The sequence below is a fragment of the Bacillus silvicola genome (assembly GCF_050524305.1).
GTDB classification, from domain to species: domain Bacteria; phylum Bacillota; class Bacilli; order Bacillales; family Bacillaceae_G; genus Bacillus_A; species Bacillus_A cereus_AT.
The window spans coordinates 163758-188373 of the sequence record NZ_JBNGVC010000017.1; the positions used below are offsets into that span (position 1 = coordinate 163758).

Genomic DNA, 24616 nt, shown 5'->3' on the forward strand with positions numbered 1-24616 from the left:
CGCAACGCTCTAGTTTTATTTGTTTAACCAAGTGAAAAGAATAGTAATTAACTAAAATAGGAGAATTTTTATGATTGTAACACTTTTTACGTATATTTTGTTAGGTTTATCTTTATCAATACCTGCAGGTGCTATGACTGTCCAAATGACCAAACAAGGAATGAGAAATGGTTTCGTACATGGTTGGTTTGTAGGTATAGGAGGAATGACTGTAGATTTATCTTTAATTGTTCTGATTTATCTAGGGTTCTCTAGTGTATTAACCAATCCATGGGTAGAAGCAGTTATGTGGTTACTAGGTTTTGGGTTTTTAATGTTTATTGGAATAGAAAGTATTAAAGAAGCAAAGTCAGAAGTTAACATAGAGGGAGAAGATCCTAATAAATCTTTATTAACAGCTTATTTATCTGGTTTTATGATAGCTATATCACCGGCTAATATTGTATTTTGGATAGGGGTCTTTGGTCCGGTTCTGGTCTCTTCATTAGGTAATGCAAGTACATCTACATTTATATTAATAGCTGTAGGTATTTTATTAGGTATCTTTATGCATGATATGGTCTTATTAGGCTTTGTTCATTTTACTAGACGTTTTCTAAATCCAACCTTTATTAAACGGGTATCTATATCTGCCGCAATAGTACTATTCGGATTTAGTGGTTATTTTGGTTACGAGTTTATAAAACAAGTAATTACTTTTATCTCAAAAGCATAACTTTTATAAACTTAAATAGGGTGGTTATAATGTAAATGAAAAAGATACGCATTTTAAACCCAAACGCAACGTAATTGTAAATATGTTATATTACGCAGGTACCCTCTTAGGCATTCGTTGATCCCTAGGGGTTTTTTTAAATTCCCTACACGTAGCCTTTAGAAAAAAGAAACAATCTCGCCTAAAATTGACTTTGCATAAGCTTAGCTAGATGGCGATGGTACTGAACCCCTAATACTTTATTTTAATAATGACTCTTTTCATGAAATAAAACTCAGTTATCAGTCTAAACCATTTTTTAGATCTAACAATAACAAGTGTGCTTCTTTACCTTTCAGATAGTCTCTATTATTCTAATTTCTTCATTTCTTTCAGCCGTGCTATCTCCTTTTCTGAAGCATTTTCTATTTTATACAGTTCATATCTACCTTTTATCTCATCTATCACTACAAATTCAACTTCATTTCGAACATAGCTTTTAGTTTTCCCCTTTTTATAACCAATAACATTATCTAATATAGTTTCTCCACTATCTTTTTTATATAAATTATAGCTAACAGGTGGACAGCCAATTACATACTTATTATCAGAAAATCCGACTATATCATCCCTCCCTAATCCTTTCGAAACACTCCAGACAAAAATAATCTGAAATATAGAATAAACAACAATACCGCATAAGAAAAAAAATAGGATTGATTTAAAAAATAACTTTAAAGGTATCCTGCCCAAAAACATTCCCTCCCATTTCACCTCGGGATAGCAAGAACAAAACGTGAATTTTGTACGCTAAGGAACCGAATTTTTTAGATTGTTGAAATCAATCCCCCGTCAGTGCCATAAAAAAAAGAGTTACCGCAGTAACCCTATTGCTTATAATACACGTCATTGAGAGAAGCTATGGATGAATAAAGTCAATCTATGAAATTTTCCACAATCTTTTAACCTCCACCAATTCCTTTCCATTGAATTCCATTCTATATATATCTGGTTTTGATGTCTGTAGTAAAAAATTCAAATCATACTTACTGTCATAATACCCCATCATCAAAGTCATAACAGCTCCATGAGTGCCTACTACTACTTTCTGTCCTCGATAGGTGTTTAATAATTCTTTTAAGACTTTTATAGCACGTTTCTGACAGTCGACATTAGACTCTCCTCCCATTAAAGCAAAGTCGGGGTCTAAGAATGACTTTTTTATCAAAGGGAATAATTCTTTATCCGACATTCGTTCCTCTTCAGCAATAAAAATTCTCTCTTTTAAGTCCTCAAATACTAAAACTTCTTGTCCTATTTGCTTCGCTAACTGCTGAACAGTTAGAATTGAACGTTTGTATGGACTTGAGATAACAACGTCGATTCCCTCATCTTGTAATGCATCTGTTATTCGTTGAACATCTAATTTTCCTTTTTCAGTTAATCCTCTCGTTTGTTCTTTCCCAGATTTTGGTGAATCCCCGTGTCTCACCATATATATGAAAGTTTTCATAATTACCTCCAACTTTATAGGTTTCTTTATTCCATATATAGCTTATATTAATTTAAAAAAATTTTCCCGATGACCATAACTAATACTCACTATAAAGCCTTCTACATGCGATATCTTAAATACGTTTCTTTACAATTCCGTGAACGAAAATGTATTATGTTATAAAATAAAAGAGCATGTAAAAAGGAGAGCTAAAGCAGACGCATTCTGTTGTAGCTCTTTTTTCATTTTCTAATTAATAATTCGTTTACATATTCACGAGCCCAACGATCGGCGTCTAATACTGTTTCTAAATCTGGATTTGCAGTGCTGTGATGAGCTTCAAGAGTAGAATAAATTATTTTTTCAATATCAAAAAATGAAATTTCATTTTGTAAATATAGCGCATTTGCAATTTCGTTCGCTGCATTTAAGACAGCAGGTGTTGTACCACCAATTTCCCCTGATTCATACGCATAATGTAAGCAAGGGAATTTTTTGAAATCTGGTTTTTCAAAGTGCAGGCTAGCTATCTCTAGTAGGTTTAATTTTTTATAGTTCGATTGTAATCTAGTTGGATAATGGAATGCATATTGAATCGGCATTCTCATGTCAGGGGCACCGAGCTGTGCCATGATAGAGCCGTCTATAAATTCAACTAAAGAATGAATAACACTTTCTTTATGAATTAAAACATCAATTTTCTCATAAGGGATATCAAATAACCAACGTGCTTCCATGACTTCAAAGCCTTTGTTCATTAATGTAGCTGAATCAATAGTTAGTTTTGCTCCCATTAACCAGTTGGGATGCTTTAAGGCATCTTTAGCTTGTAAGATTTCCATTTCTTCGCGCGTTTTATCTCGAAATGCACCGCCTGAAGCAGTAACAATAAGCCTCTCGATTTCTTGAGTATTTTCCCCATTTAAACATTGAAAAATGGCAGAGTGTTCACTGTCTACTGGAATTAAGCGGCAGCCGTTTTGTTTCGCTAAATCTGTCACAATATGCCCTGCCGCAACTAATGTTTCTTTGTTAGCAATTGCTATATCTTTTTTCGCTTTTAATGCTTCAATTGTTGGAAGGAGACCAGAGACACCGACAACTGAAGATAATACAAGATTAGAATCAGGGTGAGTTGCAACTTCAATTAATCCATCTGTTCCATATGTGACTTTTGTGTCCGCAGGAATTCGCTTCCGAAGAGCATCTGCTAATTCTTTTGTACTTACACTTACAATTCGAGGGTGAAATGTATATATTTGTTTTTCGAGAAGGTCAATATTGTGATTTGCTGTTAAACCAATAATTTTAAAATGTTCCGGATGAGAAGTGATTACATCTAATGCAGACGTACCAACTGAACCGGTTGAACCAAGAATTGAAATATATTTTACCATAATACTTCCTCCAAAGTTGTATAATCCCTTTTTACAAATCTATCCTACGATTCTATAGAAAGAATAGCGTATTTTTCATTTTAAGTATTATATTATGATGACATTTTATTCAATCTTTCCTGAGACTGACTATTAGTTCTAACGAACAAGCCATTATATAGGAAAAATGCCCCTATTATTACAATGATACTAATGTAAACAGACATCATCGTAGGAACCAAGAATGCACCGACGATAATAGTCATTCTTGCAATTAGATCCGCACCAATATCTGATAGACTCGCAAAAGCTGAATACGATCCTCTTTTATCAGCCGGAATCATATTAGCTTGTTCTGCATTTCTGATTGGGGAGTAGACAAGTTCACCAACAGTGGCAATAAAATTAAAAATAATCAGTACGTACCAAGTGTTTGCAGATGTTACTGTCACATAGCCTACACCATAGAGCACAAGACCTAAAAGTAACGCTTTTTTTCCACTTAGATGATCTGTAAATTTATTTACAATAAACGTTAAACATACTACTAAAAGCATATTTTGTATGTTAAGAATACTTAGCATCCTCACTCCTACTATTTCAAAGCTCCCAATGCTTATTGGATTGAATGTTTCTGAAAGTCGTACACCAATATAACTGTTTAAAGAAAACTCTGCCGCAAATATGCAGGTAGACCCTATTACAACTCTTAAAAATGCTCTATCTCGAATAGCAACTTTATAGTTTTGAATTAGATCAAGTACTATATTTCCATGCCTTTTTTCTAAGCTCTCTTTAACTTCTTCGACTAGCCAAATTTTATAAGCAATCGGTAATGTAGCAGAAACAAAAGTCAGTAATATAAACAACTCTTTTTGGTGATTAATGTATAAAAAACCACCTAGTGCTGCACCAATTGCCATAGAAAGATTCATAAGCCAATAGTCAATTGTATAAACAGCCTTTCGATTTTCTGGTGTAGTTGAGTCTATGATGATAGCTTGCATGGATGGGCGCCCAAGACTGCTAGATATTATATAACCTACATAAGCAATTGCAAATAACCAAATCATTTTATCTGTAGGATATAAGCTTAATGTCATGAATAAAAACATCAAAGTACTAGAAAAAGAAGTTGACAATAAGATTTTCTTTCGTTGAAAGCGATCAGAAATGTAACCTCCAATTAAATTTGAAAAAAAACTTAAAATAACCGTTAAGATTAAAAATAACCCAGCCCATACTTTATTTATTTCTTGAGCAAAAAACAATGCCATGAAAGGCATTACTGCTGATGCAACAGCACGATTAAAAAAAGATGTAATTAAGCGTACTTTTATATTTTGCTCAAAGTCTTTCCAATTCATCGTATCTCCTCCCTTTGTCTAATGTTATATTAAACTAGACTTATCAAACTAAAAATGGACATATTCAGAAAAACATGTCCACTTATAAAAGGAGATAGGAAAATGGATAAAAATTTACTGCATCTATGGCAATCATTTTCTTCAGGAAATATAAAAATACAAGACCTAGCAGATTTTTTAAATTTAAGTACAAAGCAAACAGTACGTTACTTACATAAATGGATGGATGAAGGTTGGCTGACTTTTATTTCTGGAAAAGGTAGAGGAAATTCCTCCTCTCTCCAATGGTTGAAAAATATAGAACAAATCTATGAGTCACAAGTAATGGAAATTATGGATCAACAACCTGTTGAAAAAAGTAGTAAATATTTACTATATAATTGGTCTCCAAACAGTAAACTACGCTTGATGACTAAGTTTCATTCAAAATTTGGCTATATACATAATTCGGATGATAAATTAATTATTCCTAGAAGAAAGCCCTTTTTAACAACACACCCGCTCGAGGCTACCGATGTACATAGTGCACATATTGTCGCGAACGTTTTCAATCGACTCGTTTATATGGATCAAAAGGGGAACATATTCCCTGAAATAGCTCACAGTTGGGATTTAACTCAATCTAAGCTTAGACTATATTTAAAAAAGTCTATAAAATTTCATGATGGATCCATCTTAACAGCGGCTGACGTGAAACTATGTCTCTCAAAACTACGTAGTCATAAATACTATAAAGACTTATGGGCACCCATAGTAAAAATAGAGATTGTATCACCATTAATTATTGATATACATTATCCAGATAGTTGTAGTTATTGTTTACAAATGTTATGCATGATAAATACAAGCATTTATAAAGAAAATAACGGCCAAATCATAGGAACCGGTGGTTTTTATATAGGAGAGAATAACCTGGAGAAAACATCATTGATAGCATTTCATGATTATTTTCAAGAAAGACCTTTGGTAGATACAGTAGAATTCATTCAGGTCCCTCTAGAATTTGATGCTATTTATCAATCTTCCAAACACCATAAATGTAATTCTACCTTTCAAGTAGAAAGGAATTCAGGTTTCGGTGTTATAATTATGAATGCTTGGCGTAATTCCTTAATTCAACACATAGATGTTCGTAATTACTTACATTCTATTATCGCTAACAATATGAATCATATTCATGAATATGATTCTCAAAAAATCCCAAATATTAAAAGCTGTTTGAAAGACATAGATCATCAAGTCAATATTCCAAAAAGAAAACGTCCCGAATTTAAAGAACCACTTATTATAAAAGCTACTCAGTATACAGAAGCGACAACAAAATGGTTAATGAATATCTTAGAAAAAGAAAATATACCTTTTCAAGTTAAATGGGTTCCATTTGAAAACTATCTTAGGGATGAAAAACTTAATGAACAAGTCGATCTCTTTATTCATGGTGAAGTATTCGAGATGAATCAAGAGATATCATTTTATTATTTTTTAACAGCTAGATATTCACCATTGGCTAAGGTTTTAAAAACAAATAAATCACTAAGAAAACACCTTCCTAAATACAAACATACACATTTTGAGGAGTGGGCTTCATTAAATAAGAATCTTGAAAAAGAACTGATAGAATCCTCTATTATGATTCCCTTATACTATGATACACGTCAAATTCCTTTTTCATCAGATTTAACGAATATTAAGATGAAATATTTTGGATATGTGGATTTTTCTCAACTTTGGATAAGACCTTTAATTTAAAATTCATAAGAAACCTAATCCACTTGTAATAATTATCACCCTATTTAATTTCCCTGATGCCAAAGGTAAATTTTTTAGGAGTACGGATACATCGCTATCAGGTCAATTAAACTAGTATCTTAGAGTCATCAACTTAAACAATAAATAACACCATCTCTATCTTTTCAATATTTTTAAGGACTCACAAAACAAAATTATTATCTCTCCACAGTTAACTATGAGAAGTTAGCTCGTTTTTTCGTTTTGGGGAACCATTGATTTCTAAGCTTGATGACGATGTGGCGAGACTTCTTAATATAACACCAATTTATCAGTAGTCGTATCTAGAAACCTAAAAAAGTCCATTTAGAAGATCTAAATGGGCTTTTCATTCACATAATCCTATCTATAGTTAAACAAATAAGATTGAATAGATCTTATTTGTCTTGTTTTATTTAATAAATTGTTTAGACATTTCTTTAACGTGCTTATCATCATCACGCCAATCATAAGTTTCTTTCTGTGAAATATCTAAAATTTGATCTCCAATTTTAACACTATGCTTATTTACCCATTCAATATATGGATCCGTATCTGGATAGTTCCAATATATATTTTCCTCTGAATCTGTATCAAGGTTAACTAATTCACCTCTAACAGCATCCGCACTTAATGATCCTGCATTATGAAAATAAGTCTTAATGAGATATTTTCCATCGGGGGATTTCACTGTTCGAATTAATCCACCTTTTGGAACACCTTGCAAACTAAAGAATTTCCAATATCCAAATCCAATTATAATTACTAACATGGAAAGTATAATTATTAATACTTTTCTTTTTGTTTTTTTAATTTTACCTTCTGTATTTATATTAATCATTCATTCAACTCCAGTCCATAAAATACGAACCATATTATACCATTAAATACAAATCCTATCTTATAGTTATTATAAAAAGAGCATATTTCACATAATTATCGTTAGCGGAAGTCATTTTAAAATTCTATGTGTCGATTTTTTCTTTGCCCTTACGGATAAACCACCATATCAAAGCCACAAATAGCACAAAAATCGGTATTATTTGAATAAAGAAAAATCCTTTCCAAAAATAAAGTGGATTATTATATGTAAATTCTGTTGACGCCTCATGTGTATAAGAAACCAACGAACCTACCAAATAAGCCATTGGAATTGTAATTAGATTTATCCCTAGAAAGACCATTATCAATGATAGGTTTTTATCTTTAATTTTTGGTGAACCAGACTTCATAAATAAAAATGTTGCAGTGCCAAATATAAGAAAAAGTGCTATTACATAAAAAATCCCCATAATCCCCCTCCATGATTTTAATTGTATCATCAGCAAAGACAAATTTGAACAAATAGGATATTTATGTAAGTCAGGTATAGTATCTCATTATCGGTAGCAAGAAAAAGCGGATCCTTAATCTCACCAAAATACCTACCATATTTTTACACTCGCACCTAACAACGGTCTTTAGCTGTACTATACTCTTGGTAACAATATTCCATAGGAGGGTGATTATCATTAACATACTTTTAGGTATTATTGGAGCAATTGTTGTACTCGTTTTTGTTGTCCATCCAGGTGTCCCAGATAAACGTATTCCTCTAAAAAATAAACTTGCAGTAATCCTTCCATTGATTGTTATAGCTGGTCTAATTTCTCTATTCATATAGTTGCATATCGTACACAACAGTAAAATAGGTAGAAATGCATTTTACCTATGCATAGTTTGTTCCTGGGCCAGTACGAACACGAAATACATCTGCTGTAATTGTCACTACACCCATTGATCGCCACCAAGGTTTAGCCAACCATTTGACTCTCCCCATACTTTATAAGACTCTCTTTTTTGCAATTGGTGAACCACTCCATATCCAGTACCCGGTCCTTTGCGTAAATTCACATTATTACCGTTAATATAAGCAACCCCTGTACTATCATTTGAAGGTGGAGGAGAAGGAATATTCTGAGCACCTTTCCCAAAAATATCAGTTCCATACCCTTTGTAGTTATATTGTAAGTGTGGACTATCAACAAAGCCTTTCCAATCACCACCCCACTCGAATCAGATATTTTTCGCATAACGAATTGCCGATGCCCATGGTTCTTTATTATATCCATTCCAATCTTCTGTCCCATTTGATTTAATTGATACAAAATCTAAAGCTTGTCCTACTAAGTGATACGAGCGCATCGTTTGTGATGCTCCTTTACGAACATTTTCACGTTGTTGCTCCACTGTACGAATTGTTTCATAAATTAATACTTCAATCCCATTATCTACACAGTATTGATACCACTTGAATGCTGCAGCTTTTGTATTATCCACTAACTGATTTAAATTACGAACGTTTCTCTCATGATATTTCATTATTCAACATCTCCTCTTAGTGTAAGTTATTTTTTTCTAATACATCTTTTTGTTGTACCCCTTTGTTGCTCAAATAGTTGTTCTTCCAAGCCATATACAGGGTAAATGCTCCTGTAATTACGGCTACTAAATCGTTTGTGATTTTGTCATCAATCGTTTGGTATCCCACAAGATTTAAGACACTTGTAGCTTTAGAATAAAGATTGATTAAAAAGTTTCCTGCAACCTTTATTTAACAGAAAATGCAAAAACTCCATTTTGAAAGAAGTTTAATCAAAATGGAGTTAATCTTTCTAACTAAGTATAAGAGTTTTATAAAAAAGATTGATCAAAACCCATGGACATGTCTATTACAAAAGTTTATTTTTACCTAACCTATTCTTCAAACCAAAACAGAACCTCAATAGGTGCTTTCAAAACCTTCGCAATATCATAAGTAAGTTTGAATGAAGGATTATACTTTCCATTTTCGAGATTCCCAATTGTTTCTCTTCTGACCCCAACCTTGTTAGCTAAATCTTCTTGAGACATATTTAGCCTTACCCTATATTCTTTCATTCGAGTCTTAATTGGCATCTTGCATCCCTTCCTTTTCTCTATGTTCAAATATTTCAAGACTAATTAGGAATGTAGCGAATGGTATGAAAAGCGAAATTGTAACAAGGAATCTAATTACCTCTAAACTTTCCAAAATCAAAACACTTAATGTTACTATAATGCCCAGTATGAGTGCTACGAAAAATGCTCTTGTAGCGGCGATACGAACATGCTGTATAAAGAGCTCATCGGGCACAACCTTTACATACAAAAAGAAGAAAAAGAAACCGAAAAAATAACCTACAAGTGGTGCATAATCACCTAAAAATGAGAACGGGCTTAAAAAGCCAAAAAAACCAAGAAACCCCAAATAAGATAATTTATTTTTCATATAATCCCCCCTATGTGATATATTTCGCGCTATATGATAAAAATATATCACATTGATTAAGAAATAAAAAGAGCCCATGATTGGGGTACAGCCGAGATACGTGTAAAAACAGGTCATAGACTTACTTTTATTTCCATCTATGACCTATTTTATTTATAGGGGTATCGCTTCTTCTATTGGATGAGGAATCTTTTGTAAGTCAATTACATAATCACCGAATCGTTTTATATGTCTAGTGATATAAGGGTACCGCCAGCGAAACGGAAATAAACCACGCTAAGAATTTTTAAGTTGTTTTAGCACTAATTTAAATTAGTGTTGTATGCGAAATTGGATAACAATGTCTAAAACTTTATTATTCGAATCCTATACTAAGCTTTTTTCCCCCTCATTTTATGACAAAGAGACATGATAAGCCAAATAGCAGTTGGAAGTGCGATTGCTCCAATAATCATAGACGCTAACATGTTAACTGCACTGCCAGAGGCGTATAACAATATAAAAATAGCTATTAAGAAGAGAAGGGCTCGTATAGTTTTCAAAAGATTAGCTAAGCCTTTTTTTTCTTGTACCTTCCATTTGTTACTATATGTTGTGATTACAGTCCAAACTATTGGAAGTGCAGTGGCAGTGGAAATAACTGCTATTGTCAACAGTATGGATTGTAATGTACCAGAGCTTATCATTGCTCCAAACCATACGAGTACTGTTATTAAAACGAACGGAATGGCAAAATAATTCATAGAACGGGCTAAATTCCCATACTTTTCTACGGATGTGTCACGGTCACTATAAATTGGTTTTGTATTAGGTTGTGCTCGAAATAAATGAATGTTTCCTTGTGAGGCAATATGCGACCATCCAGAGAATGAAAAAAAGTCCAAGTATTCCTCTGCTTCACCCTCTTTTAATGAACGATAATCTACACTGTAGATATAATCTGAGCATTCTCCTTTTTCAAGCGTATACCCCATAAACTTAAAATCACTAACATGCCAACCCTTTAAAGAAAATCGGTGTAATTTTTCCATGTCCTTTTCCTCAGAAAAAGCTAACCCACCTGACGTAATATACTTTGTTTTTCTCATTCTTTAACCTCCTTCAATCCCGTTTCTGCTAATTGAATCATCAGTTTTCTTACCTTCACATCTTCTTCTAATACTTCTCTGCCCTTGTCAGTAAGCAGATATGTTTTACGCCTTGAATCCGAACCATCATTCAAATAAATCCATTCTTGTTTTAATAACTTTTTTATAATCGTGTACATGGAAGCAGGACCTATAGTAATTGCCCCTTTTGTTGTTTCTTCAATTAAGTTCATAATTGAGTAACCATGCCTTGGTTTCGTTAAAGCAGCCATAATATAAAACACTGAATCCGTTAATTGCTCAGTTTTTTTCAACCCATCACCTTCTATATCTCTTTAATATGTATCACAAAATGATATATCCAAAAATAATATATCATTTTGTGATACAATTGTCTAGAATTCTCTATGATTTTTGAACCAATTATCATACACCCTAATTATACAATTGAAACGAAGTGTTTTCAGTAGCTAACTAATGGATACTTAGGGTTAACCCATAATAGACAATTTACTTAATAAAAATAGACGAAGCAACAGAAACAATATTTATAAGCTCAATAAATTTCATTTGGAAATAAAAGTAAGGCTATGACCTATTTTTACACGTATCTCGGCTGTACCCCTGATTCGGGGGACAGTTCATTCTATAGAACAGTACGACTTTTTTATAACCAGTTAATCTATTTTCAAAACGGTTAAACTTTATTATAAACGGTGCAACTTTATTTCAAATCTACAACACTATTAATCACAGCAATTACTAATACGACATAGCGACTAATTGAAGCTGCATCAAAACTTTTCATGCTAGCACCTCCTTTCACTTTAGGAAATTTAAAATGTAAAATAATAAAAGGACTGCCAATGACAGTCCTGAAATCCACATCGATATGTTTGCTTTTTTGTCACTCTCCAGCTTTTCTTGCGCTTGTTTCAAGTCACGTATTTCTCGATCACGAAACTTAAACATTTCTTCTACTTCTGACCGCTGCATGTAGTTTTTTTGGTTGTAATCTAATTTTTCTTCAATACGGATTAAAGTCTCATTCATTGATTGCAGCTGTACTTCTAATTTCGCAATTCGCTCGTACTCTTTTTGTTCCAAAACTATCACCCCTTTCAAAATAAAAAGAGAGACATTAATTTGTCCCTCTTTTGTTATAAAAGCCGTATTTTTAGGAAGAAACTCGTTATAACTCCTCCTTATGGTAATTCCTTTTTGAGACTCCCACGGCTAAAGCCGCAAGCCCTACACCTAACGGTGTGACGGGTGGGATTCTTGAATGACTAAACGTTCGCAGTCCATTTCTGTTTTGAACAGCCTTCAAGATGAGGGCATCTCATTGCCCCTCCTAAGACAGTGCATATAGCATCTTAGGCTGATTGACTATTACCATCAATCACAGGTGCATATCGAATATTCATAGCACCGACTAAATCACGATGCTTTTCAAATCCGCACTTACACTTGTATTTTCTGTCTTGTGCCTTGTTCTTTTTAGAACAGTTTGGACATGTTTGACTTGTGTATGCAGGATTTACATACTCAACTTTAATACCTTCTAAATTCGCTTTGTATTCAATGAATTGAGATAGACGATAAAATGACCAAGTATGCAAATTCTTTTCGTTTTTACGACTTGTTCTTGTCGTCTGTCTAATGTTCGCCAATTGTTCTAAGCGAATGACAGAAATCTTATTTTCTTTAGCAAAATTTACAATTGCACGACTTATTTTATGGTCTTGGTCTTTCATATATCGCTGTTCTTTATCATCAAAATTACGAATCGCACTCAATTTCTTCGATTCACCCAATTTCTTACGTTTAGATTTAAACATGCGTCTGACATATTTGTTTTGCCTGCCATTACCAAAGAATCGAGTTTTTTCATCATCCGTCACTGCCACAGCAGGAACTTTCAATCCTAAGTCTACACCCATAATTTTTGTTCCTGTTTTTTCAGTCGTAGGAATGGTGACAGAAATTTGAGCAATCCATTTGTTTGATTTTTTCGTGATGCGAAGCGTGCCTAATTTGTGTTTTAACAAATCTAAATTACGGTTGTGTTTATCAATCACTAAGGCACGAACAGACACTCTCTTTGTTTTGCCCTCTATCGTTAAAGGTCGGCTGATATGGGTAAAATCAAACGAATAGTTTTGATTGTTCCACACACAAATAGGTTTCTTTGACACTGGTATTATTTCACATTTTCCCTTCTTTACTTTTTGAAACACACTCTTAGCGTCTTTGATAGCCTGATTCTTCACTGCACTTGGAAGGTTTACAGGAACATCTTTTGTAGTCTTTTTAGTTGTTTTCTTTTCCGCGACCATTTCAGATACAAGTGCATTGATTGTAGAGATATATTCTCTCCCCATAGCATTTAAGATGGAAGCCTGTTCTTTTGTAGGAAGTAGCTTGATTTTTACTGTTACAGCTTGGTACATTTTTCTTCACCTAAATCCTTAAGAAATCTGGCTCTTTTAAGACTTTTGTATTCGTCTAAAGTTATATCTCTCACAATTGACCACGAACCAAGCCACATCATTTCTCTGATATAACCATTCGGAATTTTAATTTGGGAAGTATCACAAGTATTTCTCTCACACAGAACAAACAAGGCTTTATTGTAGTCATCTTTATATTCTCTGTTAAATTTATGGTCTTTCATAAATTGTTCAAATCCGCAATTACTACATTTAATTTGCACCTTTCTCAGCCCCTTGTCTTTTGTTGTTCCACATATCGTTTAATAGTCGCATTCGATACATTTCCTGCGGTAGATACAAAATAGCTACGTGTCCATAAACTCGGCAAATGTTTAAGGTGAGGAAATTCCTCTCTCAATTTTTTTGAAGTCACTCCTTTGATTTTTGCCATAATATCAGCAGGACTAAATGTTGGCAGTGTGTTTAAAAACATATGTGTATGGTCTTTGTCACACTCTAAAGCGACAATGACAATTTCTAATTCGTCGCATATTTCTTGTACCAACTCTTTAAAGCGCTCTTCTACATCTGTACAAAGGAATATTTTCCTCCTATATCGAGGACAAAACACAAAATGATAGTTAACTAAGGATACGGTTGTATTTGTTCTTCTATATTCATTCATATATCAAATGTATCAGTTTTTATAACAAACTGCTACAGGGAAGTATACAAAAATGAGAAAACACTTTTGTATACTTAAAGTACCACGAACCTAACGGTTTTCAGTGGTACTCCGCATCCAACCTCACTATCACCCCACCCCTAAAAGGGGTTGCTATCGCACCGTAGTGGGCTTTCCCGTTCGGAAAATCTGTAAACCTTTTTATTTAAATGTATAATTGTGTTAAAAGTCTAAAATTTCAGAATTGGAGGCAGCATCATGAAAAGTTTTGGTACGTTAGTAATCTCTACCGTCATTTCAGCAGGCTTAGCATATTATAATGTCGATTCCTTTTATAATAAATTTACATCAGGGAATACATATTACTGGGTAAACGGTATCCTAACTGCTGGATTCCTTATATCCTTAATTATCAATATAAAAGATATCCTCAAGAAAAACTACACAACTTCTGAATCGAATTAAGGAGCCTATTATGGTTCCTTTTTCTATTCAAAATAAAAAAGCACCCTAATCAGATGCTCTTTGCTTATCCTTTAATATAATTCCACTATTAAAATAGTCACACCAAATACGATACATGCCAATCCTATAAATATGAAAAACAATCGAAAACCCCATAAATCACTAATTATTTCTACAATGTACATCAGCCCTATTATTATAAAATCCTTAAACCCACTGTACTTATTTTCTTTCGCCTCTCTGACTCCATCAATTACAGCTAAACAAACAATAAAAATACCTAAGCCAATCAACATAAAACCCAATACAAGCATTCATATATCCTCTTTTTTTCTTTTATATTAACATGAAAGGATATAGAGTATCATAGTTGCTTCTTTATAAAATAAAAAAGTAGCAGATTCGCTACTGTAATTGTTTAACTATCTCATTAAATAACTGTCGTCCTTTTTCCGGATATCTTTCTAATCCGCCCTCAGCAAAGTATTCACCTTCACTATTTATCATCTCAATCAGTACTTCTCCCTTTTCCCAAACCTGTAAAGAGAACGCTACACATGATTCGAATTCTTTTAATGCTTCTTCTCTGTCTGTGGTAGCTAACATAATATCTGTATCAGCATTGTCCCACATCACAACTGTATAGATCAGCACGAAATCACCTCAAAAGAATCTTATTTTTAAAAACACAAAATGACTACCGATAAGATGCATTATGTTGACAAGATAAATGGTAAATACCGCAGTATCAGTGTTTTCTTAATTCCCGATGAATAAGAGTTATTCATAATTTTATACATCGGCTTAAAAACGCCATTTTCAGCACCTAACCACCGTTATTTCCTGCATAAACTTCACCTTGTTAACTATCTCTATTTTCGTTCGTTGTGTTCGTTTGTTTTGTTAAGAAAAAATAAAAAACAATTAATTTATTTAATTGTTTTTCCTAAGCAAAGTCTTAATTTTTATTTTTCTGAAGTAACCTATAATATTCGAAAAAATGAGTTCCTCAAACGCAAGTGGTATATATATGAACCATATCTTTAATATTGCCTTTGTTTCTTTATGATCAGAATCCCTCATTTAAATCAACCCCATCCCTTTATTTGTATATATTTTCTTTTTAATTTTAATAATATGAAAATTATACCATTTGAAAGGTTAAAAATCTTTATTTTCTAAAAATCACTAAAACCTCTTCCTTAACAACAAACAAGACACCACCAAGATCACGGCAGCGCCTACGATAATTGCTATTGGTTTAATCATGATTTTTGCTATTTCTAATTACACTTAAAATATCATTAATGATAAACGTTATTATTACACTAGCTAATACGACTACTGTTATCCCGAACCATACCAATCCATCATCCTCCTAACCAAATGTCCATTTTGTTCAAACTCTCGTTTAACATGTACCAATTTATGTTTCCTCTTCTATATAGACCAACGATATATTATAATCCTCTATATACCCAAGGAGGTTTACCATGCTTAAATTTCATAAAACATTCCCCGTCTTAGGATTCTTTTGGTTTTTATACGGTTTCATCGGTCTCATCTTTTTGTTACTGTTCCTTAGCGTGTCGTAACAGCGCTTATAAATATATGTTTAATGTGTAATTTCTATATAACAAAGAAAAAAGCACCCGTTTTGGATGCCTTTCTGTTTTTTATCATGGTTAATGGTTAATTATTAATTTCACTTACGTTTACTGATAATACGTTATCAAGATTAACCAAATCTTCACCAATTTTAATAAAACGTTGTCTACTGTTTTCGATAAACAGTTCAACATCATCTACTGTAACTTCATTACTACTGAAAGAAGTCACATATTCATAATATTCCCCGTTAAACCATTGCACCACAACTGAAAATTCTTTCATAATTATTCCCTCCTCTCTCATTCTATCTATTTGATAGAATGATAGAACTCCACACAAACAAAAAGCCATCACCGAAGTGACAGCTTTCAAGGGGATGGGAGAAAAGAGAGAAAACAAATGGCAATAAGTATCTCTTCATTCCAGATTGAGGTGAGTTACTCTCAACCTTCTCCAAGCCACCGCATCATGTAATTTTTTAGCTCTTATTAGCTACGCGCTTTACGTTCGGTGACTGGGAGAAGACTAAGAATCGTCCTCTCGTTTATACTCCGTGGAGTCGGTATACGAAACCTTTTTTTGTTATATTTCGTCCCGTGACAGATGAAATAACAACGTGATATATAAAGGGAATCAATCTTTATAATCAAATCAAGACGGTACTACCTTTTTCCACCGCCTTACTACAACCAATATCAGTGACACGGAAAGGGGGTTAACCGCTAATATTGGCTGTAGTAAAGAGGTGACTAGTCTCTTTACACCCTGTTTTATCCCGATAGTAAAAATCGTGAGTAATTACTATAGGTGATAATTCAAGTTACGTATACAACCATTTTATAACGTGTGACTTTTTAGAACGAGTTCACTCAATCATGAGCAACCCCCCATTCTAGAAATAGACACATACAGGAATACTGATTTTTATATCAATATTCAATACAGAAGGTGGATTCTGTACTGATCGATTGATACAAATTAGAAACAGCATGACGAATGCGAGTTATCTCACACCCGCCGTGCTGGAATATGTCATTGTTATACATTCATTGGTCTTTTCGTCTTAACGCGGGTTCGTACCGCCTTGCCCGCCCTACTATGCGGTATACGTTACCGTGACATTCTCGCATAAGAACGTTTCACTAATAGGAGTGTTAATCCTCTTCGTTATGCGGTTGTCAAAGGGCTTGTACATATAATTTATAATTTTTGACATTTTATTTAGTCCCCCAAAAAGTTCGCATTTTGACCGCGTTTTGTTCGCTATTTTTAGATGATTCCTAGCGCTGTAGCAATCAATTTAACCGCACTCTGCTTCTTCTCATAGAAATATGTCTTCTTGAGTAATAGATCATGATAAACATCTGAATCTTTTACTCTCTCATTTGTCAGAAACTTACGTTCAACGATTTTGCGTTCATCCTCATCTAATAAATCCTTTTGTACTTTCTTATCATCGATAGCCGGTAATAAAGTTAATTGTCTCTCCATGAAGGAATCCCCCTATTTCGAATTTGTCTTTTTAACATCACGTAAGGTACATGAAATTTTACGATCTCTTTGTTGAATAAGGGAAACATGCATAGCGAGTAGCCCCCACCATCCACTCTGCATGGTTTCGTTATCCATTAAGCCTTTAATAATTTACGTTTCTTGTTGACCATCTTCTCTTTTGCTGCTTCAATGTTATTTGCTACCTTTTTATGGTCCTGATCAAATTGAATCATCCCATCAAACATAACTGGAGCTACTGCCTCGTCTATGTATTGTAAGTAATCAACTGGAGCTCGTTCTGTCTGTTCTACTAAGTATCCATAAATATCAAAGTCTGCTCTCGGCATAGACTTCTTGCCTTTTGGCTGTTGCGACATCCTTACGTAGGATTGAATGACTGATAGTGGTACCGCAAATACTGATTGGTCCTTACTAAATCCAATAAGGAAGAAACATATTGCTCCCATCTTCTCTGCTGTCTCTAGATAATCCAATTGGTGCTGCGCGATGTTCTTTAAATCAAATCGATTTATCTCATTTGTAGACTTCGCTTCAAACGCTATAGCTCGTCCTTTATACACGCCGTCATAATCTACTGTACTTTTAGATTCGTAATATCCATCTTTCACACGGCCATAAACCATTTTTAATACCTTTACAGGAATCGGACGCTTGTTTATCAGCGCGACTCCCTCGCGTTGATACATTTCGTTCGATAGATTAATAAGCTTCTCAAAAGCCATTCCACGGTTACCTTGTCCCATTTTTATTCCTCCATTTCTTTCTTGCACTCTTCAAGAAAATCAATAACTTCCTGAACATGCTCCTTTGTTGTCATGCTTTCCATTACGTATCCTTCATCGTTATAAACATTAACCTTATTTCCTATAAACTCCATTCCACACATTCCGTCTGCACCTAATAGTCTTACGTTACCTTCCATTCTTTTAACCTCACTTTCTATTAAAAGGATTATTTTGTTAAGTTTTTCACAAGCTATATCTTTGAATTTTCAAACTTAAATGAACCTCTAGACACATACACCATATACTAATTTAAATACTTCCTAAGAAAGTAGGTGAAAACTATGCCAGCTATTCTTGGAAACCTTGTCGTACAAACTAGTAACGTTTCTCCAAAAGAAAATACAAAATCTTATAATGGTTCAGGTTCATCGAATAATGCTTTTATTACCAATAACTTTAGCGGTGTTAGTGCAACAAACACCTTCGATTCTGATGTTGCAGATCAAGATCAAATAGTATCAAACTAAGATTCTTCACTCCACTCTCTCTCTCCTGAATAAAACTCAATATTCCGTCAATACTGTAGACACATGGTTATCTTTCTCCGATTTTCTTACATGAGCAGTTAGCTTTTGCTAGCTGCTCTTTTTAATTCCCGTCTCTCACATCTTTTTTTAGCTCTTTCAGCGAACCATCTAGAACACATCCAACCTATCCATACTGTTGAACTTTCTTGACATTCTATAGTGAAATTACGATGCAATTTGCGTTTTCGATTACGCTCTTTAAGTTTTTTGAGACGCTCATGTTCTCCACCTGCAGTTAATGTAGCCCTCCATCTATACATCCTCATGACATATACCCATTATCTTCTTCAATAAATCCCTGTGCTTTACTTAATTCATGCCGCAAATATCGGTTAGCTTGATCTAAGCCTTTGACCATATCAATAATTTCATCGTAATAACTCTCTTCAACAAGAAGAACTTTCCCTACACCTTCAATGTGCATCTTCTCCCAAAGTGATTTATCTTCCTTAATATCCTGTGCCTTCATATCCATTCCCCTTTTCTACAAAATGAAATTTTTATAACATTTTTGCTATCTCATACACAACATCTACAGTTACGCCATTCCCGGCCTGTTTATATAATTGATTTTTCGAAGTAACTGCAGCAGCCTTTTCGAAATATGAATCTGGTATTCCTTGCAAACGCCATGATTCTCTTTCAGTGAGCCACCTCAACTTATCATCACTAGTTAAGACGGCTTGTTCTCTAGATGTGAGAAGAGTATTTGCTACTCCCTTACCAACACGACCGCTTCTTGTTTTTCTCTTCGGATGCGCTAAATTCACCGTGTCACCGCGATAAGCAACGTTGTATCCTTGCTTTGTAGCTTCACGAACAAATACTTTCCCTTCACAGATACCAATCACACAATCTTTTACTCTATCTAGATCAACTAAATACTCTTCTGAGGTTTCGCTCTCTAAGATTTTCAACAATGAAAAGTCTCGTTCTATTATGTGGAACTCCACTCTCTGTTGAGGTAATAGTTTACCATTCTGCATCATACCCGACCTCGTCCAGGCTATCGAGAATACGGAAGAGGTCCCATCCTTTATTGACTGATAACAAGTTCTCAACGTTTTCAAAGAGTAATCGTGAGGGTTTTTTAGCTTCATCTGCTTCCCTAATGATTCGTATAACTTCTCTGAAGAGTCCTGATTTTTCTCCTGCAAGCCCTTTTTGTCTTCCATTCTTTGAAATGTCTTGGCAAGGGAATCCGGCGCACCAAATATCTGCTGCTGGTATTCTTGATCCGGTAACGTTTCTAATGTCATTTTCGGTCCATTCTCCCTTCGTATCATGCATAGCTTCATATGTAGCTCTAGCACCCTTGTTCCATTCAACCCAACCAATGCATTTATGTCCGGCTTTCTCCATTCCTATCCGGAACATTCCGATTCCTGCGAATAAGTCTATAAAAGTAAGACTCATCTTCTCACCTCGCTTTCTACTAAAATGAAGTTTTTGTTTAGTTTTCTTTGTTCAAATGCATCTCTAAAACTCGTTTTTCATTACGAACCATTTCTAATGCTAATTCCAGATTGTGCTCCAACCTCTTTAAATCATCTATTCTATTTTCAACCTGAACAGTTGAAACGAAATTATATACATTTGCACCCATAGTACCGAAGGATAATTTTACTTTTGCTTTCGGATAGAAACCGCTCATATGATTCATCCTTTCTAATAAAATAGCGTTTTTGTTTAGTTTCACTCTAAAAGTAAAATTTTCATTTTTTCATTCAACCAAGTTCATAACATATTCTTTTCCTCCAATAAAATAATGATTAGGTGCCCCATGCGCATTTTATCCACTGGAAATAATACCTTTCACGTACTTACGTATTAGAAACTTCATTTCTGTTTCTTCTGCAATAGCAATTTTGTTCACTTTTTCGATACATTTATGAAACATTCATACGTTATCTTCAATATGTTCTATTCTTTTAAAAAAACCATGTGAGAATACCAAAACAAAAAGCCCTAGAGCCCTAACTCTAGGGCTTCTTGTTTTTGTTGCGATAGGTAAGACTTTGAAGTTATCTCCATCTTTTCCACCGCTTAGCACTGTACGTGCGACTTTCATCGCATACAGCGCCCCATCTTATTCTTCTATACTAAAGCAACTAGATTACAAACAATGTTGTACTCACCAACGTGTTAATTCCCTTTTCTTACGAAAAGTCACATCATCTTACTCGATCCTGTGAGTTACATCTAATTGATTTAGTTTTCAAAGAACAAGACTAAGGACTATCCCTCCACATTCGTTACATGCTTCTTCGGTACTATGTCCCTACCTTCACAAGAATGAAGCAATTTCGGTTCGTTAGAACCTTATATGCATCTGTCCGCTAGTAGACGTTGGTGACGGTTTCTTGCTTACCACGTTCCGATTGACTTAGCTATACATATATCCTTAGGTGCTTGCTTTAAGCCTGTTATCTTTACATCCTCATCGTTAGATGTTCCGAATTTCATATCATTTACTCTTACTTTTCGGTAGATAACGTCGTCATTAACGTCATACATATTTCTAATGTATTAAGCGTTTAGACCCGTACATTCGCAAGTTCGCCAGTCCATTTGGACATTCTCACCATAGATATTTTGTAGCATCCCGACCTATCCATTACCATATGATTTCTCACTTAGGTTTTGTTCAGCCGACTTCACCTAGCTTCATACAATTTGTGACTACTATCACGCTTTGCATGTAGGAGTATCAGATAAGTAGTTTCAGCTCAACCTGACGGCTTTCATTCCTACTTTCAGTCAATCAGTTGTTGTTATCAAATTGATAACCCTCCTATTTCGTGTTTGCACACTTATGAGGAAACGTGTCGCACAAATAACGCTTTTGTTTAATTTAATACGTGTCCTTTTCGATGCAGTATCCTATTACAATTAATTTTTATGTTATAATTATCTACGACACATATTTTAATAGGCACAATAAATCTCATACATATAGGAGGACCTTAATGATCCTAACTCAAGAAAAGAACATAAAATTAATTATGCATTTTCTTACCGTATTATCTTTTTTTATTCTTATTTTCTTTAGTGTCACAATTTTTTATATACCATTGATTTTTTATTTCATATGTAAATCACAAGACATTCGAAAAAACATTCTTGAAGCTGTTTTTTACCAACTATTCATTTGGATAATTACAATGATTTGGAATCTTTTCGTAATAAGAATCTTAATGTTATCTTTATCTAATTTAGACTTAGCTTCAAACAACGCTTTGATTATTTTCGGAATAGCTCCTTTATATCTAATACTGCTTCTTTTGTTAATTTTCGGACCTATAAAAGGAATTTTATATGTGCTACAAGAAAAAGACTTTCATTATCCTATTATTTCCAAATGGATTAAAAAATAAAAATACATGTAGAAGAATTCAGAGTTTTACTGAATTCTTTTTTTATGGACCTTTCAAAGTCTTTTACATATTCCTCCGTTCCTTCTTTTTAATAAAATTCAAATTTGGTCTTACTTCACGCCTGTAGATCCAAACCCACCAACGCGTCATGGGTGACGTCATTCTTTTCAGCGACTTCATAACCTGCTTTTTCTAGCCATTTATTTATCGTCATAACGGTATGCCCCCTAATCTAAATTCATTATTTCCTCTAAGGTTCTATCCGAAATATAGGTAGTAATAATTTGTATCTTTCCGTATTCCTTTTTAGCCATTTCTATAGCTTCGCTCTTTGACTTTGCTTCAAACCAACGAAGCTTCCATTTGTCGTCCTTGTCGTAAAACTCTATTTAGTACGTCATAACGCTATTACGCTTCAAGAACTTTTCCACTGTACTTGTTGTGGTATAATCAAAGCTTCCCACTACATCCTCAAGTGTTAGTTGTTTCATGCCCCTAACCCCGCTGGGCGAGATTTAATCTTGTTCTTATCCGCCTGATCCATGATTAAGGCTGCAATTTCTAACTGATGCCTTCCCAACTCTACTGCAATTTCTATGAAGCTTTTATCTTCTTCCCACATTTCTTGGAATCGAATTACTTCACTCTCATCGAATAACAAGTCCAAATCTTCTAACGCCACATACATGTTACGACGCGATTTCTTCATGTACTTCCTTTGCTGTGCTGCGATTGTGTAATTCTCTTTTTCCAAATCCGTTCCAAGTCTTGGCATCCCATTTCCCCTCCAGTTGTAATTGATGAATTTCTCTTAGTTCCGCCATAACGGCATGACGTCTTCTATCCACTTCTTCAGGCGTAATATTCGCCGCTTCGCAAATACATGGTCCGAATTGATACATACCCATTCCAATATCGTTTCTGATTACTCCCGTTCCGTTACATGCACACATTGTTATTCCCCCTTAGAATGGTAGTGCTTTTCTTCTGAAATCCTTTGTATCTTTGAAAACAATCGCTCTGAAGTTATTGAAAATACGCGATACAATCCTCTCGTCATATGCACCCTCTAAACGCTCACCTGTAAGGTTTGTAGTGAATATAGTAGAATTTACCTTGTCTACCATCGAAAACATCGAATAGCACTCTATTAATGAAGTTTGTCGCTTTTGTATTGGCATCCAATGCTCCTAATTCTGCTCCTAAATCATCAACTATTAACACATCTCCGCTATTACCAATGTTCGAATGATTGAATCCTCAGTTAAGGAGGAATCTTTATTGAACGTACTTTTAATCTTTCGTAGCAATTCACCAACCGTGACAAAAACAACTGACATCCCTGCACCTGCAAGCTGATCTGCGATAGCATAAGCAAGATGCGTTTTCCCTGCTCCACAATTCCCGGCCATAATTGTATTGAACACTTTCCGATTAGACTCTATTGGGATAAAGTCAATAATACGGAAAATAAGGCTTAATAGTGTCCCATATGACTTGTCTCAAAACACTTATCGTTGTTAAATTAGTCCTTTTTCCTTCTCGAAGTTACTTAACGTTGTAAATGTGCATAATGCTGACACTACCCCATGCCCATCAAGATAACCAAGTAAATTACTAGGTACGAAATGATCCTTGTTTCAAAACTAGCAAGTGATAGAAAAGTAGACATGCTAAAGAAGCCTATTAAAACGCGATTTTTTCGCTAGGCAGCCTGTCTATGCTTCACCGTCGTTTTATACACAACCCCTAGAATATCAAAGACGGTCATCTTCTTATATCTATGACATTTACGACCGTTCTTTTTAAGCAGCTGATAAAAGCGATGCAGAATTTTCAAAAGTTCCTCTGTTCCAACGGCTATCGCTTGAAACAGTAATGGAAAATAATCTTTAATCATATAAATCGCTTTGTATTCACTCAGCTCCTGCTTTTTCTTTTCAAGCAGAAGCTGTCGCATTTGAAACATCGTAGAAGAACAGAGGAGAATGCCGATGAGTTATCCATATAAATGGCACTCTAGGCGTTCTCTTTTAATATTTTTACATTCATCAATTTCAAAGAATGACTTCCGCTAACGAAATATCCTAAACCACTCATCTAATATGGGCATTTTTTACATAAAGAAAAGACACCCTAA

33 protein-coding genes and 5 pseudogenes are annotated in these 24616 nt (G+C 34.3%); 6 read left to right on the plus strand and 32 right to left on the minus strand.

The window, feature by feature from the left end; all coding sequences use genetic code 11:
• The first annotated feature begins 70 nt into the window (after window positions 1-70).
• Complete coding sequence (locus ACP6L7_RS32245; RefSeq protein ID WP_098791846.1) at window positions 71-715, plus strand: LysE family translocator; 645 nt, start codon at window positions 71-73, stop codon at window positions 713-715.
• Window positions 716-1063: 348 nt separating this feature from the next.
• Here ACP6L7_RS32245 and ACP6L7_RS32250 read toward each other — a convergent pair whose 3' ends face one another.
• From ACP6L7_RS32250 to ACP6L7_RS32265, 4 genes are all read right to left on the minus strand, one after another.
• Complete coding sequence (locus tag ACP6L7_RS32250; protein ID WP_141533553.1) at window positions 1064-1447, minus strand: hypothetical protein; 384 nt, start codon at window positions 1445-1447, stop codon at window positions 1064-1066.
• 187 nt (window positions 1448-1634) lie between these two features.
• Entirely contained in the window at window positions 1635-2207 is a 573-nt protein-coding gene (locus ACP6L7_RS32255) for a histidine phosphatase family protein (RefSeq protein WP_098791844.1), read from the minus strand.
• Between the two features lie 224 nt (window positions 2208-2431).
• Window positions 2432-3586 (minus strand): 1-deoxy-D-xylulose-5-phosphate reductoisomerase, encoded by a 1155-nt coding sequence (locus tag ACP6L7_RS32260; protein WP_097833138.1) that lies wholly within the window; start codon window positions 3584-3586, stop codon window positions 2432-2434.
• Window positions 3587-3678: 92 nt separating this feature from the next.
• Window positions 3679-4932, minus strand: coding sequence for an MDR family MFS transporter (locus tag ACP6L7_RS32265; RefSeq protein ID WP_097833139.1), 1254 nt, complete (start codon window positions 4930-4932; stop codon window positions 3679-3681).
• A gap of 102 nt (window positions 4933-5034) precedes the next feature.
• Between ACP6L7_RS32265 and ACP6L7_RS32270 the strand changes: the two genes are divergently transcribed.
• Window positions 5035-6681 (plus strand): ABC transporter substrate-binding protein, encoded by a 1647-nt coding sequence (locus ACP6L7_RS32270; protein WP_430529689.1) that lies wholly within the window; start codon window positions 5035-5037, stop codon window positions 6679-6681.
• Between the two features lie 430 nt (window positions 6682-7111).
• Here ACP6L7_RS32270 and ACP6L7_RS32275 read toward each other — a convergent pair whose 3' ends face one another.
• Together ACP6L7_RS32275 and ACP6L7_RS32280 are read right to left on the minus strand one after the other, a co-directional pair.
• Window positions 7112-7540, minus strand: a complete 429-nt coding sequence (locus ACP6L7_RS32275; RefSeq protein ID WP_430529690.1) for a DUF5412 domain-containing protein — start codon at window positions 7538-7540, stop codon at window positions 7112-7114.
• Between the two features lie 124 nt (window positions 7541-7664).
• Complete coding sequence (locus ACP6L7_RS32280) at window positions 7665-7991, minus strand: hypothetical protein (protein WP_097832712.1); 327 nt, start codon at window positions 7989-7991, stop codon at window positions 7665-7667.
• 209 nt (window positions 7992-8200) lie between these two features.
• On the opposite strand from ACP6L7_RS32280, the gene ACP6L7_RS32285 reads away from it, so the two are divergent.
• Window positions 8201-8362 (plus strand): hypothetical protein, encoded by a 162-nt coding sequence (locus ACP6L7_RS32285; RefSeq protein ID WP_165690509.1) that lies wholly within the window; start codon window positions 8201-8203, stop codon window positions 8360-8362.
• Window positions 8363-8407: 45 nt separating this feature from the next.
• Here ACP6L7_RS32285 and ACP6L7_RS32290 read toward each other — a convergent pair.
• The 10 genes and pseudogenes from ACP6L7_RS32290 to tnpA form a co-directional block, all read right to left on the minus strand.
• Window positions 8408-9060 (minus strand): annotated as a pseudogene (locus tag ACP6L7_RS32290) (M15 family metallopeptidase).
• A 16-nt stretch (window positions 9061-9076) separates the two neighbouring features.
• Window positions 9077-9247, minus strand: a pseudogene (locus ACP6L7_RS32295) (phage holin); the annotation flags it as partial.
• Between the two features lie 188 nt (window positions 9248-9435).
• Window positions 9436-9636 carry a helix-turn-helix transcriptional regulator gene (locus tag ACP6L7_RS32300; protein WP_018783661.1) on the minus strand — a complete coding sequence of 67 codons (201 nt, stop codon included), beginning with the start codon at window positions 9634-9636 and terminating at the stop codon, window positions 9436-9438.
• On the minus strand, window positions 9626-9988 hold the full coding sequence (locus ACP6L7_RS32305) for a DUF3796 domain-containing protein (protein ID WP_430529691.1): 363 nt from the start codon (window positions 9986-9988) through the stop codon (window positions 9626-9628). The genes ACP6L7_RS32300 and ACP6L7_RS32305 overlap by 11 nt, the downstream gene beginning before the upstream one ends.
• Before the next feature lie 371 nt (window positions 9989-10359).
• Window positions 10360-11076 (minus strand): DUF2812 domain-containing protein, encoded by a 717-nt coding sequence (locus ACP6L7_RS32310; RefSeq protein ID WP_097832714.1) that lies wholly within the window; start codon window positions 11074-11076, stop codon window positions 10360-10362.
• A complete protein-coding gene (locus ACP6L7_RS32315; RefSeq protein WP_097832715.1) occupies window positions 11073-11390 on the minus strand; it encodes a PadR family transcriptional regulator in 318 nt (105 codons plus the stop codon). The genes ACP6L7_RS32310 and ACP6L7_RS32315 overlap by 4 nt, the downstream gene beginning before the upstream one ends.
• A gap of 508 nt (window positions 11391-11898) precedes the next feature.
• Window positions 11899-12192, minus strand: coding sequence for a hypothetical protein (locus ACP6L7_RS32320; protein WP_257156219.1), 294 nt, complete (start codon window positions 12190-12192; stop codon window positions 11899-11901).
• A 260-nt stretch (window positions 12193-12452) separates the two neighbouring features.
• Entirely contained in the window at window positions 12453-13529 is a 1077-nt protein-coding gene (locus tag ACP6L7_RS32325) for an RNA-guided endonuclease TnpB family protein (protein WP_430529692.1), read from the minus strand.
• A complete protein-coding gene (locus tag ACP6L7_RS32330) occupies window positions 13514-13792 on the minus strand; it encodes a hypothetical protein (RefSeq protein WP_240522905.1) in 279 nt (92 codons plus the stop codon). Before ACP6L7_RS32330 ends, ACP6L7_RS32325 begins: the two co-directional genes overlap by 16 nt.
• A gap of 5 nt (window positions 13793-13797) precedes the next feature.
• Complete coding sequence (gene tnpA, locus ACP6L7_RS32335; protein WP_097832718.1) at window positions 13798-14196, minus strand: IS200/IS605 family transposase; 399 nt, start codon at window positions 14194-14196, stop codon at window positions 13798-13800.
• Window positions 14197-14454: 258 nt separating this feature from the next.
• Between tnpA and ACP6L7_RS32340 the strand changes: the two genes are divergently transcribed.
• Window positions 14455-14661 carry a hypothetical protein gene (locus tag ACP6L7_RS32340; protein WP_097832719.1) on the plus strand — a complete coding sequence of 69 codons (207 nt, stop codon included), beginning with the start codon at window positions 14455-14457 and terminating at the stop codon, window positions 14659-14661.
• Between the two features lie 71 nt (window positions 14662-14732).
• Here the strand turns inward: ACP6L7_RS32340 and ACP6L7_RS32345 are convergent, their stop codons facing one another.
• The 6 genes from ACP6L7_RS32345 to ACP6L7_RS32370 form a co-directional block, all read right to left on the minus strand.
• Window positions 14733-14975 carry a hypothetical protein gene (locus ACP6L7_RS32345; protein ID WP_002151118.1) on the minus strand — a complete coding sequence of 81 codons (243 nt, stop codon included), beginning with the start codon at window positions 14973-14975 and terminating at the stop codon, window positions 14733-14735.
• Window positions 14976-15066: 91 nt separating this feature from the next.
• Complete coding sequence (locus ACP6L7_RS32350) at window positions 15067-15315, minus strand: hypothetical protein (protein ID WP_097832720.1); 249 nt, start codon at window positions 15313-15315, stop codon at window positions 15067-15069.
• A gap of 1038 nt (window positions 15316-16353) precedes the next feature.
• Complete coding sequence (locus ACP6L7_RS32355; protein WP_097832721.1) at window positions 16354-16554, minus strand: hypothetical protein; 201 nt, start codon at window positions 16552-16554, stop codon at window positions 16354-16356.
• Between the two features lie 987 nt (window positions 16555-17541).
• On the minus strand, window positions 17542-17763 hold the full coding sequence (locus ACP6L7_RS32360; protein WP_097832722.1) for an ArpU family phage packaging/lysis transcriptional regulator: 222 nt from the start codon (window positions 17761-17763) through the stop codon (window positions 17542-17544).
• A 137-nt stretch (window positions 17764-17900) separates the two neighbouring features.
• Window positions 17901-18530: a Holliday junction resolvase RecU gene (gene recU / locus ACP6L7_RS32365; RefSeq protein WP_097832723.1), complete on the minus strand. Its 630-nt coding sequence runs from the start codon at window positions 18528-18530 to the stop codon at window positions 17901-17903.
• Window positions 18531-18532: 2 nt separating this feature from the next.
• The gene (locus ACP6L7_RS32370; RefSeq protein ID WP_170961016.1) at window positions 18533-18709 is read right to left on the minus strand and encodes a hypothetical protein; all 177 of its coding nucleotides are present in this window, start codon (window positions 18707-18709) and stop codon (window positions 18533-18535) included.
• A 144-nt stretch (window positions 18710-18853) separates the two neighbouring features.
• Between ACP6L7_RS32370 and ACP6L7_RS32375 the strand changes: the two genes are divergently transcribed.
• Window positions 18854-19039: a spore germination protein gene (locus tag ACP6L7_RS32375; protein ID WP_098791736.1), complete on the plus strand. Its 186-nt coding sequence runs from the start codon at window positions 18854-18856 to the stop codon at window positions 19037-19039.
• A 322-nt stretch (window positions 19040-19361) separates the two neighbouring features.
• On the opposite strand, the gene ACP6L7_RS32380 is transcribed toward ACP6L7_RS32375, so the two are convergent.
• The 5 genes from ACP6L7_RS32380 to ACP6L7_RS32400 form a co-directional block, all read right to left on the minus strand.
• The gene (locus ACP6L7_RS32380; protein WP_097832727.1) at window positions 19362-19568 is read right to left on the minus strand and encodes a hypothetical protein; all 207 of its coding nucleotides are present in this window, start codon (window positions 19566-19568) and stop codon (window positions 19362-19364) included.
• 31 nt (window positions 19569-19599) lie between these two features.
• A complete protein-coding gene (locus tag ACP6L7_RS32385) occupies window positions 19600-20088 on the minus strand; it encodes a DNA cytosine methyltransferase (protein ID WP_240523189.1) in 489 nt (162 codons plus the stop codon).
• Window positions 20072-20515 carry a DNA cytosine methyltransferase gene (locus ACP6L7_RS32390; protein WP_257156220.1) on the minus strand — a complete coding sequence of 148 codons (444 nt, stop codon included), beginning with the start codon at window positions 20513-20515 and terminating at the stop codon, window positions 20072-20074. The genes ACP6L7_RS32385 and ACP6L7_RS32390 overlap by 17 nt, the downstream gene beginning before the upstream one ends.
• Window positions 20516-20552: 37 nt before the next feature.
• Window positions 20553-20753 (minus strand): hypothetical protein, encoded by a 201-nt coding sequence (locus ACP6L7_RS32395; RefSeq protein ID WP_097832729.1) that lies wholly within the window; start codon window positions 20751-20753, stop codon window positions 20553-20555.
• Between the two features lie 246 nt (window positions 20754-20999).
• Window positions 21000-21170 (minus strand): hypothetical protein, encoded by a 171-nt coding sequence (locus ACP6L7_RS32400; RefSeq protein WP_430529693.1) that lies wholly within the window; start codon window positions 21168-21170, stop codon window positions 21000-21002.
• A gap of 898 nt (window positions 21171-22068) precedes the next feature.
• Between ACP6L7_RS32400 and ACP6L7_RS32405 the strand changes: the two genes are divergently transcribed.
• The gene (locus tag ACP6L7_RS32405) at window positions 22069-22476 is read left to right on the plus strand and encodes a magnetosome magnetite crystal formation protein family (protein ID WP_098356765.1); all 408 of its coding nucleotides are present in this window, start codon (window positions 22069-22071) and stop codon (window positions 22474-22476) included.
• A gap of 227 nt (window positions 22477-22703) precedes the next feature.
• Here the strand turns inward: ACP6L7_RS32405 and ACP6L7_RS32410 are convergent.
• The 5 genes and pseudogenes from ACP6L7_RS32410 to ACP6L7_RS32430 all read right to left on the minus strand — a co-directional run.
• Window positions 22704-22967, minus strand: a pseudogene (locus ACP6L7_RS32410) (hypothetical protein).
• A complete protein-coding gene (locus tag ACP6L7_RS32415; protein ID WP_097833471.1) occupies window positions 22964-23251 on the minus strand; it encodes a helix-turn-helix domain containing protein in 288 nt (95 codons plus the stop codon). The pseudogene ACP6L7_RS32410 and the gene ACP6L7_RS32415 overlap by 4 nt, the downstream one beginning before the upstream one ends.
• Window positions 23166-23429, minus strand: a complete 264-nt coding sequence (locus ACP6L7_RS32420) for a hypothetical protein (protein ID WP_097833472.1) — start codon at window positions 23427-23429, stop codon at window positions 23166-23168. Before ACP6L7_RS32420 ends, ACP6L7_RS32415 begins: the two co-directional genes overlap by 86 nt.
• 12 nt (window positions 23430-23441) lie before the next feature.
• Window positions 23442-23912 (minus strand): annotated as a pseudogene (locus ACP6L7_RS32425) (ATP-binding protein); the annotation flags it as partial.
• Window positions 23913-24181: 269 nt separating this feature from the next.
• A pseudogene (locus ACP6L7_RS32430) lies at window positions 24182-24547 on the minus strand (IS4 family transposase); the annotation flags it as partial.
• Window positions 24548-24616: the final 69 nt, after the last annotated feature.

Excerpts from the sequence above, each read along its gene's own strand:
- ACP6L7_RS32280 (WP_097832712.1), bottom strand. The coding sequence starts at position 7,991 with ATGGGGATTTTTTATGTAATAGCACTTTTTCTTATATTTGGCACTGCA.
- ACP6L7_RS32360 (WP_097832722.1), bottom strand. The coding sequence starts at position 17,763 with ATGGAGAGACAATTAACTTTATTACCGGCTATCGATGATAAGAAAGTA.
- ACP6L7_RS32420 (WP_097833472.1), bottom strand. The coding sequence starts at position 23,429 with ATGTGTGCATGTAACGGAACGGGAGTAATCAGAAACGATATTGGAATG.
- tnpA (WP_097832718.1), bottom strand. The coding sequence starts at position 14,196 with ATGAATGAATATAGAAGAACAAATACAACCGTATCCTTAGTTAACTAT.
- ACP6L7_RS32245 (WP_098791846.1), top strand. The coding sequence starts at position 71 with ATGATTGTAACACTTTTTACGTATATTTTGTTAGGTTTATCTTTATCA.
- ACP6L7_RS32395 (WP_097832729.1), bottom strand. The coding sequence starts at position 20,753 with ATGAGCGGTTTCTATCCGAAAGCAAAAGTAAAATTATCCTTCGGTACT.
- ACP6L7_RS32300 (WP_018783661.1), bottom strand. The coding sequence starts at position 9,636 with ATGCCAATTAAGACTCGAATGAAAGAATATAGGGTAAGGCTAAATATG.
- ACP6L7_RS32400 (WP_430529693.1), bottom strand. The coding sequence starts at position 21,170 with ATGAAAGTCGCACGTACAGTGCTAAGCGGTGGAAAAGATGGAGATAAC.
- ACP6L7_RS32370 (WP_170961016.1), bottom strand. The coding sequence starts at position 18,709 with ATGGAAGGTAACGTAAGACTATTAGGTGCAGACGGAATGTGTGGAATG.
- ACP6L7_RS32355 (WP_097832721.1), bottom strand. The coding sequence starts at position 16,554 with ATGAAAGAATTTTCAGTTGTGGTGCAATGGTTTAACGGGGAATATTAT.
- ACP6L7_RS32255 (WP_098791844.1), bottom strand. The coding sequence starts at position 2,207 with ATGAAAACTTTCATATATATGGTGAGACACGGGGATTCACCAAAATCT.
- ACP6L7_RS32275 (WP_430529690.1), bottom strand. The coding sequence starts at position 7,540 with ATGATTAATATAAATACAGAAGGTAAAATTAAAAAAACAAAAAGAAAA.
- ACP6L7_RS32340 (WP_097832719.1), top strand. The coding sequence starts at position 14,455 with ATGAAAAGTTTTGGTACGTTAGTAATCTCTACCGTCATTTCAGCAGGC.
- ACP6L7_RS32260 (WP_097833138.1), bottom strand. The coding sequence starts at position 3,586 with ATGGTAAAATATATTTCAATTCTTGGTTCAACCGGTTCAGTTGGTACG.
- recU (WP_097832723.1), bottom strand. The coding sequence starts at position 18,530 with ATGGGACAAGGTAACCGTGGAATGGCTTTTGAGAAGCTTATTAATCTA.
- ACP6L7_RS32325 (WP_430529692.1), bottom strand. The coding sequence starts at position 13,529 with ATGTACCAAGCTGTAACAGTAAAAATCAAGCTACTTCCTACAAAAGAA.
- ACP6L7_RS32265 (WP_097833139.1), bottom strand. The coding sequence starts at position 4,932 with ATGAATTGGAAAGACTTTGAGCAAAATATAAAAGTACGCTTAATTACA.
- ACP6L7_RS32405 (WP_098356765.1), top strand. The coding sequence starts at position 22,069 with ATGATCCTAACTCAAGAAAAGAACATAAAATTAATTATGCATTTTCTT.
- ACP6L7_RS32385 (WP_240523189.1), bottom strand. The coding sequence starts at position 20,088 with ATGATGCAGAATGGTAAACTATTACCTCAACAGAGAGTGGAGTTCCAC.
- ACP6L7_RS32270 (WP_430529689.1), top strand. The coding sequence starts at position 5,035 with ATGGATAAAAATTTACTGCATCTATGGCAATCATTTTCTTCAGGAAAT.
- ACP6L7_RS32415 (WP_097833471.1), bottom strand. The coding sequence starts at position 23,251 with ATGCCAAGACTTGGAACGGATTTGGAAAAAGAGAATTACACAATCGCA.
- ACP6L7_RS32375 (WP_098791736.1), top strand. The coding sequence starts at position 18,854 with ATGCCAGCTATTCTTGGAAACCTTGTCGTACAAACTAGTAACGTTTCT.
- ACP6L7_RS32305 (WP_430529691.1), bottom strand. The coding sequence starts at position 9,988 with ATGAAAAATAAATTATCTTATTTGGGGTTTCTTGGTTTTTTTGGCTTT.
- ACP6L7_RS32390 (WP_257156220.1), bottom strand. The coding sequence starts at position 20,515 with ATGAGTCTTACTTTTATAGACTTATTCGCAGGAATCGGAATGTTCCGG.
- ACP6L7_RS32345 (WP_002151118.1), bottom strand. The coding sequence starts at position 14,975 with ATGCTTGTATTGGGTTTTATGTTGATTGGCTTAGGTATTTTTATTGTT.
- ACP6L7_RS32380 (WP_097832727.1), bottom strand. The coding sequence starts at position 19,568 with ATGAAGGCACAGGATATTAAGGAAGATAAATCACTTTGGGAGAAGATG.
- ACP6L7_RS32310 (WP_097832714.1), bottom strand. The coding sequence starts at position 11,076 with ATGAGAAAAACAAAGTATATTACGTCAGGTGGGTTAGCTTTTTCTGAG.